Here is a 12919-nt window from a genome sequence, read left to right as displayed (position 1 = left end):
GCCTATATGAAAAAATCACGCTGACTATTGCAGCGTGACATTCAGCAGCAGAGGATTATGATCACTGTTTTGAAACTGCAGATCCTGGGTGCCAAAGGAATTGATGGTGATATTGCTGGAAACCAGGAAGCCGTCGATGACATAGTACTGGAACGCAGATGGATCTTTGCTTTCTGCTGTATCCAATGGCTGATCCAGAGAGCGGCAGGAAGGTACGGCATTGTCCATCAGGGTCTGGTAGCTGTCAGACAGTGATGAAACATCGATGATGCCGGGCTGCCATTTACCGGACAGGGTGGGATAGGCGGATGTATCGACGTTGTTGAAGGTCTGGTTGAAATCACCGCCGGCAATGACATAATTGCCTGCCTGTGCTTCCTGTTCCAGAATTTCAAACAGTTTCTTTGTCTGTGCTTCTTTGCCGGAGCCGTCATCGTAGGCTTCCAGATGCAGGTTGATCGCAACCAGTTCTTTATCGCTGCCGGATACCGGGATTCTGGTGACAAGCAGACAGCGCTTGAGGTTGGCAGTGCGCTTTGGCCAGGTGAAGGGATTGGGCAGTGCGATTCTGATGGCAGAATTGACAGATGTATCTGTCAGAGTCATCAAGCCGGAGTCAACTCTGCCGATCGGCGGCCATGGATATGGCACAAAGCCAACCTTGAAGTTGGGTGCATATGCGGTGCGGTAATCGTTCAGTCTCTGCTGGAGGTATGCCGTTTGATCCATATCATAGGTGCGCTTTGAATCATGATCGACTTCCTGCAGGAAGATGATTTGAGGCTTGGCGGCAATGAGCTGATCTGAGATCGCGGTCAGATTCCGGGTTATCTGTTCTTTGGTGGAAGGGGTGACATGTCTGCCGCCATCCATGAAAAAGTCGGTGTCACTGCCAAGGGAGCCATAGCCGATATTCCAGGAAAGCACGGAGAATGGCGTGCCTGGTGTGATTGGTGTGGATGTGCTGCTGTGGGTGACATTGACGGCTTCCTGGGGTAAGGGCTTGTATTCGGTGATGGTCAGAAAGCCAAGCATGGAGCCGGTCACCAGAATTGCTGCGATAACAAGGGCCAGTAAAAGCTTTAGTAAAGGTTTGATGATATACATATGAATGAATTCCTATCTAAGAGGAATCATACCAATTCTGGTGTGATCTGCCAAGGCGCAAAACCATTGCAATGTCTGGCCGCGTGCAATAAAATGTCAAAGTTTTCAAAGGAGGCAGAGAGATGGCATTGAATCAGTTGTCCCGTACTGAGCTGGTTATGGGTTCCGGGGCTTTGGCAAAGATTGCCCACAGCCGGGTAGCAGTATTTGGCATTGGCGGCGTTGGCGGCTATGTGGTGGAGGCGCTGGCCCGCAGCGGCATTGGTACATTGGATCTGATTGATGATGACCGCATCTGTCTGACCAATATCAACCGGCAGATTCTGGCGACCAGAAAGACGGTCGGCCAGTATAAGGTGGATGCCGCGGCTGAGCGCGTTCATGTGATCTGTCCGGATATTGCGGTTAACACGTATAAGTGTTTCTATCTGCCTGCTGAGCGTGAAAAGTTTGATTTTACGCAGTTTGACTATATCGTGGATGCGATTGATACAGTGACGGCCAAGCTGGATATCATTGAGGAAGCAAAGCGGTGCCATGTGCCGGTCATTTCGGCGATGGGCTGCGGCAATCGGGTGGATCCGACAAAGCTGTGTGTTTCAGATGTGTTTGATACCAAGGGGGATCCGCTGGCAAAGGTAATGCGCCATGAGCTGCGCAAACGGCATATTGACCATCTCAAGGTTGTCTATTCCACAGAGAAGCCGATCAAGCCGATGGATGATGAGGCTAATTCATGCCGGTATCACTGCATCTGTCCGCCGGGAACCAAGCGCAAATGCACGGACCGCCGGGATATTCCGGGTTCTACGGCTTTTGTGCCTGGGGCAGCCGGACTGATCATTGCCAGTGAAGTTGTGCGGGATCTGTGTGATTTTGATCCGGATCACCGAACTACAGCAGAACCGGTTCATACGTTTGCGGATCTTGTGAAAGCAGAGTCAGGGGAAAACTGATTCTGCTTTTTTGTTTTGGCGCGATACAATAGGCACATCAGGAGGAAGAAGATGAAGGCAATTACGGAAGAAATGCTGGATGGTTTCCGGCAGGCATATGAAAGTGACAGCCACAGTGTGACCATGCATGCGGCCTGTGCGCGTACAGAATTGAAGGATCTGGTGTTTGATCCGGATCAGGCGGCGCGCTTGAAGGGCGGCTATACGTATGAGGTGAAGACGCATGGCATCACGGCACAGAAAAAGAGCGGCCGCTGCTGGGCCTTTGCGGCATTGAACATGATGCGGGAAAGAGTCATCAAGAAGTGCGGTCTGGACGATTTCCAGCTGAGTGGGAATTATCTGGCTTTCTATGACAAGCTGGAAAAAGCCAATAACTTCCTGGATCTGGTTGTGGAGAATGCGGATAAGCCGCTGGATGACCGGATGATGGAATATGTGCTCAAGGGTTTCCATGATGGGGGCTATTGGGACATGGACGTGGATCTGGTGAAGAAGTATGGCATTGTGCCCAAGAGTGCCATGCCGGAGACATACCAGTCTGAGCATACGGAACTGTTCATGCGGATGCTGAACAGAGTACTGCGCAAGGATGCGTGCATTCTGCGCAATATGATCAAAGATGGCAAAGATGTGGAAGAAACACGCAAGAACATGCTTGCAGAGGTGTATCGCATGGAGTGCATCGTCTTTGGTGAACCGGTGAAGCAGTTTGACTTTTCCTGGCAGGATCAGGATGGCATGTGCCATGATGACTTTGGCATCACACCAAAGGAATTCTTTGCAAAATATGTGGATCTGGATCTGGATGCGTTTGTGACACTGACATGTGAGCCGACAACGTTCAAGCCGCTGGATACGTATTATACGTTCCACTATATTGGCTCGATGGCAGAGAGTGATGTGAAGTGTCTGAATGTATCGGCAGACGTGATGGAAGAGATGTGTGTGCGCATGCTCAAAGCTGGCAAGCCGGTGTGGTTTGGCTGTGATGCGGATGCGTATGGCGACCGTCAGGAAGGTGTCTGGGATCCTGAGAGCTTTGACTGGAGCGGCCTGTTTGGCGGTGTGGACTTTGACATGGACCGTCAGGACTGGCTGGATTATAAGAATGGCTACTGTTCGCATGCGATGTTATTGGTTGGCGTGCATCTGGACGAAAATGGAAAGCCTGACAGATGGAAGATTGAGAATTCCTGGGGCGATGAAGTTGGCGATAAAGGCTACTTTGTATGTTCCCATGAATATTTCCAGAGATATGTGTATGAGGCAGTGATTGACTGGCAGTATCTGGATGAGAAGCAGAAGGAACTGCTGCAGAAGGAACCGCTGCGTCTGGAGCCCTGGATCGGTGGCAACTAAAGCAGTCTTCTTTGACTTTGATGGCACTTTGTACTCTCATTCTCTGCACCAGGTGCCGGAAAGTACGGTCAGAGCCATTGCCCAATTGCAGAGAAACGGCATTTTATGTGCAGCTGCTACCGGCCGCCATACCAGTGAGCTGGACCGGTTTGCTATTCCTGTGAAGCTGGATGCCTGGATTACGCTGAACGGGCAGTTATGCTTTGAGGGTGATCATTACTTCCGCAAACGTGAGTTAAAGAACGTGTCATCCCTGCAGAGGCAGCTTGATGTTATGCATGTACCGCTGATGATTGTGGAAGAAAAACGGATGTATATCAGTTTCGTCAATGATCAGGTAAGGCTGGCTCACAGAGCGATTTCCACACCATTGCCGGATGTGGACAGATGGCAGGGGGCACCGGTGTATATGGCCCTTGCCTACATGAATGCAGAACAGCAGAAATCGATTTCTCTTTCTGGCTTCAAGGTGACCCGCTGGCATGAATATGCGGTGGATATTGTGCCGCCGGATGCTTCCAAGGTGGCGGGCATTCAGGCATTCTGTGATCTGCATCATATTCATCAGGAAGAAACCATGGCCTTTGGCGATGGGGAAAATGACATGGAGATGCTGCAATGGGCCGGTACTGGCATTGCCATGGGACAGGCGGATGAAGCTGTGAAACAGTGTGCAGATGATGTGTGTGAGGAGATTGACCGGGATGGGATCCTGCATGCATTGCAAAGATGTGGTTTATGCGGGGAGTGATCCCTGCTTTTTTGATCCTTTGTTTTTAGGCGAATGGTTCATGGTAGAATAAAGGCACAAGAGGTATTGATCTATGAAGCTTGCAATGGCGCAGATTTCGATGCGCAATAATATGAATGAGAATTATAAGAAGACCCAGGAATACATCGAAAAGGCTGTGGGCAGTGATGTGCTGTTCTTTCCGCAACTGCAATTGACGCCTTATTTTCCACAGATGCCGGGTTTGAATGCATCCCGTGCATTGAGCCGGATGTCTGATGCAAGACTGAAGGGCATGGCGTATCAGGCACAGAAGAATCATATGTTTATTTCGCCGAATGTGTATCTGGAACAGGATGGCAGAATGTATGATGCGTCTTTGTGGTTTGACAGAGATGGCCAGATGGGGGAAACTGCCAAGATGGTGCACGTTATGAATGAAGCGGGCAGCTATGACAAGGACTATTTTCAGCCAGGTGCCGGTTTTGTGGTGCATGAAACATCCATGGGAAAGATTGGCATTGTGATCGGGACAGACCGCCATTTTCCGGAAAGTATGCGCTGCTGTGCACTGCTTGGGGCAAGGCTTGTGATTGTGCCGGCTGCGGTTTCAGATCATGACGATCTGGAAATGGCAGTGGCCCAGATGCGGGTGGCAGCGTACGACAATGGCTTGTTTATTGCCATGTGCAGCCGTACTGGCAAAGAAGGCAGACTGGACTTTGTGGGGCATTCAGTGGTGATTGGGCCGGATGGCAAAGTCATCAAAGAAGCAGATGGCAGTGAGCAGCTGGTGAGCGTGGATCTTGATCTTTCCAAAGTGGAAGATGTCCGCAAAGAAAGGCCTTATCTTTCCAACCGCCGTCCGGATGTGTATGGCCTTTTAACCAGACTTACTGAGGAATAAGCGGCATCAGGTGCAGAAAATCAAGGAAACTGTATGCATGCCTCTTTGACAGAGCTGCCTGCAGTTTCCTTTTTGCTTATTGGGATATCAGAGATATTCTGGCGTAAAAAAGACAGGCATGATGCGTGCCTGTTCTTTGTGATTGCAGATATGGTTACTTCTCGTCTTCTTCCTCGACGATTTCTTTGTTTTCAGCCTTTTTCTTCTTTACGTTCTTTGTCTTTTTTTTCGGCTTTTCTGCTTTTGCCTTTTTCTCTGCCGGCTTGTCTTCTTTCTTATCAGCTTTTCTGCCCTTCTTTTTGCCTTTTTCTTCAGGCTGGATTACCTGGTAGGCAAGCCAGAGCGGTTCTCCTTCCAGGAGTTTTTTGATTTCCTTGAAGTCTTTGGTCAGGAAATCGGCACCGGATTCTTTCATAGGCAGGGTGCGGCTGCCAGTGGAGACAATACCGATCGTGAAGCAGCCGGCACTGGAGGCAGCTCTGACATTGTGGGAACTGTCGGTGATGAAGATACATGTATCGGCATCCATGAGTTTGCATGCGGTCAGGATGCTGTCAGCTCTGTCTTCGAGATTGCCTGCACTGCCGATGATGACATCAAACATGGTGACAAGATCGGTATGCCTGAGCAGTTCGACCACGGAGCTTCTTTCTCTGGCTGAGACGATGCCGACCTTATAGTTGTTTTTCTTCAGCCAGATCAGGAAATCACGCACCCCGTGCATCGGCTGGATGAGATCGATGAGGTGATTTTGTTCATAGCTGTCATATTCAGCTGCACATCTGCGGGGATCTTCTTCCGGCAGATACTTCTTCATGACATCCATGATCGGGGCACGCTGGATTTCTTCCTGGTTGTCCGGTGTCAGGATGTCTTTGCCGTGGACGGCAAACACATGACGGTATGTTGCCAGAATGGCGGGTTCGGTGTCCATGACGGCACCGTCGAAGGAAAACAGAATAGCTGGCTTTTTGGCATTGCGTTCTGCTTTTTTGAGCTTCTTGTCTTTTTTTGCATCATTATGATTGGACATGATAACCTCCCGGGGCTTTGTTTAAGCTTATTTTAGCATTTTCGCTTCGCTGTTTTACATGATATATTATACAGGCATAAATTCGTGAAGCAGTAGTTGGAGGTAATATGAGCAATTTTGAAGCTGAGATCAGAGCAGCTGTTGCCAAGGCAGTCAGGGATGTTTATGATCTTGCGCCTGATGAGAAGATTCTGAGCGTGGAGACACCGCGTGATCCCAGGATGGGCGACTATTCAACCAGTGTGGCAATGCGTCTTGCCCGTACCCTGCATAAGGCGCCAATGGACATTGCGATGCCGCTGGTGGAGAATCTGAGGGCAAATTATGATGGTGCCGACAGTGTGGAGGCAGTCAAGCCTGGTTTTATCAATTTCCGCATGAAGGCCAGTGCTTTGTCTTCTGTGATTAATACGGTGCTTGCCCAGGGAAATGACTGGGGAAAGAACAATGCCGGCAATGGTAAGAAAGTGCTGGTGGAGTATGTGTCTGCCAATCCGACAGGTGATCTGCACTGCGGCCATGCGCGCGGTGCTGCCTGGGGCGATGCTTTGACCCGGGTCATGAAGGCCAGCGGCTATGATGTGCTGCGTGAGTACTATGTCAATGATGCCGGCCATCAGATCGACATGCTGGCAGAGAGTATTCTGTCCCGCTATTATGAGCTGTTTGGACAGTCTTATCCGCTGCCGGAAGAGGGTTATCATGCCCAGGATATTGTTGAGGTGGCAAAGAAGATCAAGGAGAAGGATGGGGACAAGTGGCTCCATGAGGATGGTGAGAAGCGTCTTGATTACTTCAAGGATGAAGGCATTGAGATGAAGCTGGATGCCATCCGCAGGGATCTGGATCTGTTCCGTGTGCATTTTGATTCTTGGATGCATGAGCGTTTCTTCTATGAGAATCACGCTGCCCGTATTCAGAAGGTGCTGGATACAATGACACAGAAGGGCCTGACATATGAGAAGGATGATGCTCTGTGGTTCAGGAGCAGTGAGTTCGGGGATGATAAGGACAGAGTACTGCGCAAGAGCACGGGTCTTTTGACCTATCTGACACCGGATATTGCCAACCATGTGTATAAGTATGAAAGAGGTTATGATACGCTGGTGGATCTGTGGGGTGCGGATCATCACAGTTATGTGACACGTATGAAGTGTGCGCTGCAGGCACTTGGCTATAATCCGGATTCTTTGATCGTGGATCTGATCCAGATGGTACGTATGGTTGACAATGGTGTTGAGGTCAAGATGAGCAAGCGTACCGGCAATGCCATTACGATTCGTGAGCTGTGTGAGGATGTCGGTGTGGATGCCGCAAGATGGTTCTTTGTGTCCAAGGATGTCAGCACGCAGATGGACTTTGATATGAATCTGGCTCGTAAGAAGGACAACGATAATCCGGTGTACTATGCCCAGTATGCTTACAGCCGGATGAATTCGATTGTGACACGTGAGGATGTGCCTGCCTTCCATCAGGAGGCTGCGTATGACCGTCTGCAGGATGAGAAGGAACTGCAGCTGTTAAAGATGATCAGTGAGTTCCCGCAGGAAGTTGCCAATGCAGCAAAGACCCGCAAACCGAACCGGATTGCGGACTATATCCTGTCCTTTGTGCGGGTGTTCCATAGTTATTACAATGCGTCCCGTGTCTATAATCCGGACGATCTGGAACTGACGAATCAGCGTCTCGGCCTGATTCATGCGTCGATGATTACGCTGAAGAATGCGCTGGATCTGATTGGTGTTTCGGCTCCGGAAAAGATGTGAAAGCGCTTGACAAGGATGGGGTTTCCGCTCTAACATATGGAAAAGCGCTGAGGAAGAAGGAAATCCGGAAGTTTATCAATAAGAGAGCCTGTGTATGGTGAAAACAGGTGATAAAGCATGGATGGAGTCGCTTCTGAGCTGGCAGGATGAATTACAGTAGTTCTGTCCGTGGGGATACGTTAACGTCCTAAGGCTTGTTGGAGCTGGAAAGAGTGGTATGTGTATACATACAAGATGAGTGGTACCGCGGTGTCAATGCATGCATCGTCTCATAGGAGACGATGCATTTTTGTTTGAGAGGAACGCTGTATGAAGAAAACACTAAACAAACGCAGTATTATTCTGGTCGGTATCACGCTGTTCTCTATGTTCTTTGGCTCGGGCAATCTGATCTTTCCGCCGTATCTTGGCTTTCAGGCCGGTGGAAAGGCATGGTTTGGCCTGCTTGGCTTTGCCCTTACCGCCATCATCTGTCCGGTGCTGGCAGTGATTGCCATTGCCCGCTTTGATGATCTGCCCCATCTGGCTGGCAAAGCCGGAAAGAAGTTTGCCATCATCTTTACCATTCTGGCTTTCCTGTCCATCGGGCCGTGTCTTGCCATCCCGAGAAATGCGGCAGTGTCTTTTGAGATGGCAGTGGTTCCGTTTGTCAAAACGCCGACGCTTGCATTGCGCCTCATCTATTCTCTGATCTTCTTTGGCATTTCCTATCTGCTATGCGTGCATCCGGAATCTCTGACCGATACCCTTGGCAAAATCCTGGGACCGGTTCTGCTGGGGCTGATGCTGTTTGTGGCAGTGCTGTGCATGATCCGGATTCCGTATGTTTCATTGGAGCCAACCGGTGCCTATGCGGATCATCAGGTGCTGCAGGGATTTCTGGATGGCTATCAGACGATGGATACGATTGCAGCATTGAACTTTGGCAATATCATTGCTCTGAATATTATCCATATGGGCATCAAGGATAAGAAAGAAGTGGTTTCCGGAACAATGAAGGCTGGCATCATTGCCGGTATTCTGCTGTTTGTAGTGTATGCAGCGATGATGCAGGTGGGGGTGCTTTCCGGTACCGTGAGCCAGAATGCCACCAATGGCGCCAATGTGCTGACTAATATAGTAGGCAGTCTGCTTGGCAATAAGGGTATCATCCTGCTTGGCGTGATCTATGTGCTGGCATGTCTGACCACATGCGTCGGCCTGCTTTGTTCCTGTGCAGAATATTTCGCATCGATTTCAAAGATGAGCTATAAGAAGTGGATCATTCTGTTTACGGTTTCTTCTTTTGCCATGTCTATTGTGGGTCTGGATCAGATTCTGAAGATCTCTGTGCCGATTCTCAATGCCATTTATCCAGTGGCGATGGTGCTGGTGCTGTTAGGACAGTTTAAAAAGCATCTTGAGAAGCATCCGATGGTCTTTCCATTAGCGATTCTGCTGACTGGCATTGTGTCCGTTATTTATGCTCTTTCTTCAGCGGGAATCCGGATTCCTTATGTGACGGGGCTGATTCTGTCCATTCCTCCGACGGCGGATCTCTGCTGGCTGATTCCGGCTGCTGCGGGCATTGTGATCGGCTGGGTGCTGCCTGCCGGCAGGCTGGGGGATTCGTGTTCTCTTTCTGCAGACAGGGAAGCTTCGTAAGAACATAGCTGTCATTGCAGGCAGAAGTGCCTGCTTTTTTTGACCTGTAGAAAATAGCTTTTTTTCTTCAGCTTGATTGTAATCAAGGAAATGCGGACGGCATCCTGCCAGAATACTGGTGTTGGAGAACAGAGGATGACAGTTGGAAGGATACATTCTGTTGAGACATTTGGTTCGGTGGATGGGCCGGGTGTGCGCTTTGTGGTATTTGTGCAGGGATGCAATATGCGCTGCCGGTTCTGCCACAATGCGGATACGTGGGCGCTTGATCAGGGTGAATTGAGATCGGTGGATGATGTTTTGAAGCAGGCACTGCGCTATCGCAGCTACTGGGGCTCTGAGGGCGGCATTACGGTGAGCGGTGGTGAGCCGCTGTTGCAGATGGATTTTGTCAAAGAGCTGTTTGTGAAGGCAAAAGCGCTTGGCATTGCTACCTGTATCGATACGGCACTGCAGCCATTTTCAAGGGATCCTGCCTGGCTGGCTTCATTTGATGCGCTGCTGGATGTGACAGATTTGCTGTTATGCGACATCAAGCAGATGGATCCTGTCGGACATCGGTCTTTGACCGGCCGTGACAATGCCAATATCCTTGATGGGTTTTCGTACTTGTGTGAAAAAGGGAAGCCGATCTGGGTGCGGTATGTGCTGGTGCCGGGGGTCAATGATGCGGATGAGGATCTGAGGGCTGCTGGTGCGTTCTTGAAGCCGATGTCAAATGTGAAGCGGATTGAGGTGCTGCCCTATCATGCGATGGGTGCATATAAGTGGAAGAAGCTTGGTTATGCCTACACGCTGGATGGTGTAGAAACACCAGGCAGAGAAAAGTGTGAGCATGCACAGAGGCTGCTGGAAGGAGAAGAGTGAGATGACAGTGAGAAGTGACTATGCGCAATGGGAAGGGTTTGCCGGAACCCATTGGAAGCAGGACATCAATGTCCGTGATTTTATTCAGAATAATTATGAGCCGTATGACGGGGATGAGCGTTTTCTGGCTGGTCCTACGGATGCGACGAATGTGCTGTGGGGTAAGGTGCAGGAATTACAGAAGGAAGAGCGTAAACGGGGCGGCGTGCTGGATTGTGAGACTGAGGTTGTGTCTGGCCTGACGGCATATGGGCCTGGCTATATTGATGAGAAGCTGAAGGATCTTGAGAAGGTCGTTGGTCTGCAGACAGACAAGCCGCTGAAGCGTGCGTTCATGCCGTATGGCGGCATCAAGATGGCCCAGCAGGCTGCTGAGAATTATGGCTATCACATCAATGACAAGTATGATCAGATTTTCAATGAGTATCATAAGACGCATAATCAGGCTGTGTTTGATGCGTACACGGATGAGATGAAGGCTGCCCGCCACTCGCATATCGTGACTGGTCTGCCGGATACGTATGGCCGTGGACGCATTGTGGGTGATTACCGCCGGGTTGCTCTGTATGGCATTGATCACCTGATCAAAGCAAAGAAGGAAGATCTGAAGAACTGCGGTGATGGCACGATGATGGATGATGTCATCCGCCAGCGTGAGGAGATTGCCGATCAGATCCGTGCCCTGGAAGGCATGAAGAAGATGGCTGCCCTGTATGGGTATGATATTTCTGCACCTGCAAAGGATGCCCATGAAGCAGTACAGTGGCTGTACTTTGGCTATCTGGCAGCCATCAAGACACAGAATGGTGCTGCCATGTCGGTTGGCAGAATCTCTACATTCCTGGATATTTATATTTCCCGGGATATGAAGGCAGGAAAACTCAGTGAGTCCGAGGCTCAGGAGCTGATTGATCATCTGGTGCTGAAGTTCCGCATGGTCAAGTTTGCCCGTATTCCTTCCTACAACCAGCTGTTCTCCGGTGATCCGGTATGGGCTACCCTGGAGATGGCAGGCCTTGGTCAGGATGGCCGCCACATGGTCACAAAGAATGACTATCGTTTCCTGCATACGCTGGAGAATATGGGACCTTCCCCGGAGCCGAATCTGACGGTGCTGTATTCAGCCCGCTTGCCGCTGAACTTCCGGCGCTATGCGGCTCGCATCTCGATCAAGACATCTTCGATCCAGTATGAAAACGATGATGTCATGCGGCCAATCTGGTCGGATGATTACAGCATCTGCTGCTGCGTTTCAGCTACTCAGACCGGCAAAGAGATGCAGTTCTTCGGGGCCCGTGCCAATCTTGCCAAGGCCTTGCTTTATGCCATCAATGGCGGCAAGGATGAAAAGTTCCTGGACAAGGGTGGCAATCATATGCAGGTTGGTCCGGAGCTGGCTCCCATCACTTCTGAATACCTGGACTATGATGAAGTCATGCACAAGTATGATCTGATGCTGGACTGGCTGGCAGGCCTGTATGTGAATATTCTGAATCTGATTCAGTATATGCATGACAAGTACTACTATGAGGCAGCTGAGATGGCTCTGATTGATACGGATGTGCGCCGCACGTTTGCAACGGGCATTGCCGGTTTCTCACACGTGGTGGATTCTTTGTCTGCGATCAAATATGCAAAGGTGAAGACCGTGCGTGATCAGAGCGGTCTGGTTGTGGATTACAAGGTGGAAGGTGACTTCCCGCGCTATGGCAATGATGATGACCGTGCTGATGAGATTGCCGTATGGCTGCTTCGTACCTTCATCACCAAGATCAAGAAACATCATACATACCGCAATTCTGAGGCGACAACATCGATCCTGACAATCACTTCCAATGTGGTCTATGGCAAGGCAACCGGTGCCCTGCCGGATGGCAGAGAGGCTTACAAGCCGTTTGCGCCTGGTGCCAATCCTGCCTATGGCGCAGAGAAGAACGGTCTGCTGGCATCCTTGAATTCGGTTGCCAAGCTGCCGTATGAATATGCGCTGGATGGCATCTCCAACACCCAGACGATCAATCCGGGTGCCCTTGGCCACAGTGAGGACGAGCGTGTCAATAATCTTGTGCATGTGCTGGATGGTTATTTCCACCAGGGTGCTCACCATCTCAATGTCAATGTGTTCGGTGTTGAGAAGCTGAAAGATGCTATGGAACATCCGGAGAAGCCGGAGTATGCCAACTTCACAATCCGTGTTTCCGGCTATGCGGTGAAGTTCATTGATCTGACCCGTGAACAGCAGGAAGATGTGATTGCCCGTACCTGCCATGATCATATGTGATACAATCACATGGCATGGAAAAGAAGAAATACTATACACAGAATCCGGGCTATACAGGTACGGAGAAAAAACTGATCCGCAATTTCCGGAAGTGTTCCCGCAAACAGCAGGAAATTCTGGCAGTGCTTGTGGAAAAGACCGCAAACCATATGACCAATCTGGAAGAGCTGGATCATGTACTGAAAAGGAACGGTGAATAGCCGTTCTTTTTTGGTGCCTGTGGTTTGACGGCTGGCATTTACGCATGTAGACTAGGCTGTATGGAT

General features: G+C 50.1%; 11 protein-coding genes and 1 other annotated feature. Of the genes, 9 read left to right on the top strand and 2 right to left on the bottom strand.

The genetic code is table 11. The features are described 5' to 3' along the window. Positions 1-24: 24 nt before the first annotated feature. On the bottom strand, positions 25-1107 hold the full coding sequence (locus DHU66_RS08055; RefSeq protein WP_108775442.1) for an endonuclease/exonuclease/phosphatase family protein: 1083 nt from the start codon (positions 1105-1107) through the stop codon (positions 25-27). Between the two features lie 122 nt (positions 1108-1229). On the opposite strand from DHU66_RS08055, the gene DHU66_RS08050 reads away from it, so the two are divergent. The 4 genes from DHU66_RS08050 (at position 1230) to DHU66_RS08035 (ending at position 5062) form a co-directional block, all read left to right on the top strand. After that, on the top strand, positions 1230-2063 hold the full coding sequence (locus tag DHU66_RS08050; protein ID WP_108775441.1) for a tRNA threonylcarbamoyladenosine dehydratase: 834 nt from the start codon (positions 1230-1232) through the stop codon (positions 2061-2063). 51 nt (positions 2064-2114) lie between these two features. Continuing rightward, a complete protein-coding gene (locus DHU66_RS08045; RefSeq protein ID WP_108775440.1) occupies positions 2115-3425 on the top strand; it encodes a C1 family peptidase in 1311 nt (436 codons plus the stop codon). Further along, complete coding sequence (locus tag DHU66_RS08040) at positions 3415-4176, top strand: Cof-type HAD-IIB family hydrolase (RefSeq protein WP_167836328.1); 762 nt, start codon at positions 3415-3417, stop codon at positions 4174-4176. Before DHU66_RS08045 ends, DHU66_RS08040 begins: the two co-directional genes overlap by 11 nt. A gap of 73 nt (positions 4177-4249) precedes the next feature. Beyond that, the gene (locus tag DHU66_RS08035) at positions 4250-5062 is read left to right on the top strand and encodes a carbon-nitrogen hydrolase family protein (protein WP_108775438.1); all 813 of its coding nucleotides are present in this window, start codon (positions 4250-4252) and stop codon (positions 5060-5062) included. 154 nt (positions 5063-5216) lie between these two features. Here the strand turns inward: DHU66_RS08035 and DHU66_RS08030 are convergent, their stop codons facing one another. After that, on the bottom strand, positions 5217-6095 hold the full coding sequence (locus tag DHU66_RS08030; RefSeq protein ID WP_108775437.1) for an HAD family hydrolase: 879 nt from the start codon (positions 6093-6095) through the stop codon (positions 5217-5219). Positions 6096-6202: 107 nt separating this feature from the next. Between DHU66_RS08030 and argS the strand changes: the two genes are divergently transcribed. From argS to DHU66_RS08005, 5 genes are all read left to right on the top strand, one after another. Next, on the top strand, positions 6203-7861 hold the full coding sequence (gene argS / locus DHU66_RS08025) for an arginine--tRNA ligase (RefSeq protein WP_108775436.1): 1659 nt from the start codon (positions 6203-6205) through the stop codon (positions 7859-7861). Positions 7862-7899: 38 nt separating this feature from the next. Then, positions 7900-8136, top strand: a binding site (T-box leader). A gap of 34 nt (positions 8137-8170) precedes the next feature. Further along, on the top strand, positions 8171-9505 hold the full coding sequence (gene brnQ, locus DHU66_RS08020; protein ID WP_108775435.1) for a branched-chain amino acid transport system II carrier protein: 1335 nt from the start codon (positions 8171-8173) through the stop codon (positions 9503-9505). A gap of 135 nt (positions 9506-9640) precedes the next feature. Continuing rightward, positions 9641-10372 (top strand): pyruvate formate-lyase-activating protein, encoded by a 732-nt coding sequence (gene pflA, locus DHU66_RS08015; RefSeq protein WP_108775434.1) that lies wholly within the window; start codon positions 9641-9643, stop codon positions 10370-10372. A gap of 1 nt (position 10373) precedes the next feature. Next, on the top strand, positions 10374-12653 hold the full coding sequence (pflB, locus tag DHU66_RS08010; protein ID WP_108775433.1) for a formate C-acetyltransferase: 2280 nt from the start codon (positions 10374-10376) through the stop codon (positions 12651-12653). 14 nt (positions 12654-12667) lie between these two features. Then, entirely contained in the window at positions 12668-12853 is a 186-nt protein-coding gene (locus tag DHU66_RS08005; protein WP_135358337.1) for a hypothetical protein, read from the top strand. The last annotated feature ends 66 nt before the right edge of the window (positions 12854-12919 follow it).

Origin of the sequence: Lactimicrobium massiliense (assembly GCF_900343155.1) — a bacterium.
GTDB lineage: Bacteria > Bacillota_I > Bacilli_A > Erysipelotrichales > Erysipelotrichaceae > Bulleidia > Bulleidia massiliensis.
Note: the sequence above shows the minus strand (reverse complement) of the source record. Positions and strands in the feature narration are given on the sequence as shown.

Coding starts and splice junctions, on each gene's coding strand:
- pflB (WP_108775433.1), top strand. CDS start 10,374: ATGACAGTGAGAAGTGACTATGCGCAATGGGAAGGGTTTGCCGGAACC.
- DHU66_RS08055 (WP_108775442.1), bottom strand. CDS start 1,107: ATGTATATCATCAAACCTTTACTAAAGCTTTTACTGGCCCTTGTTATC.
- pflA (WP_108775434.1), top strand. CDS start 9,641: ATGACAGTTGGAAGGATACATTCTGTTGAGACATTTGGTTCGGTGGAT.
- DHU66_RS08005 (WP_135358337.1), top strand. CDS start 12,668: ATGGAAAAGAAGAAATACTATACACAGAATCCGGGCTATACAGGTACG.
- DHU66_RS08030 (WP_108775437.1), bottom strand. CDS start 6,095: ATGTCCAATCATAATGATGCAAAAAAAGACAAGAAGCTCAAAAAAGCA.
- DHU66_RS08045 (WP_108775440.1), top strand. CDS start 2,115: ATGAAGGCAATTACGGAAGAAATGCTGGATGGTTTCCGGCAGGCATAT.
- brnQ (WP_108775435.1), top strand. CDS start 8,171: ATGAAGAAAACACTAAACAAACGCAGTATTATTCTGGTCGGTATCACG.
- DHU66_RS08050 (WP_108775441.1), top strand. CDS start 1,230: ATGGCATTGAATCAGTTGTCCCGTACTGAGCTGGTTATGGGTTCCGGG.
- DHU66_RS08035 (WP_108775438.1), top strand. CDS start 4,250: ATGAAGCTTGCAATGGCGCAGATTTCGATGCGCAATAATATGAATGAG.
- argS (WP_108775436.1), top strand. CDS start 6,203: ATGAGCAATTTTGAAGCTGAGATCAGAGCAGCTGTTGCCAAGGCAGTC.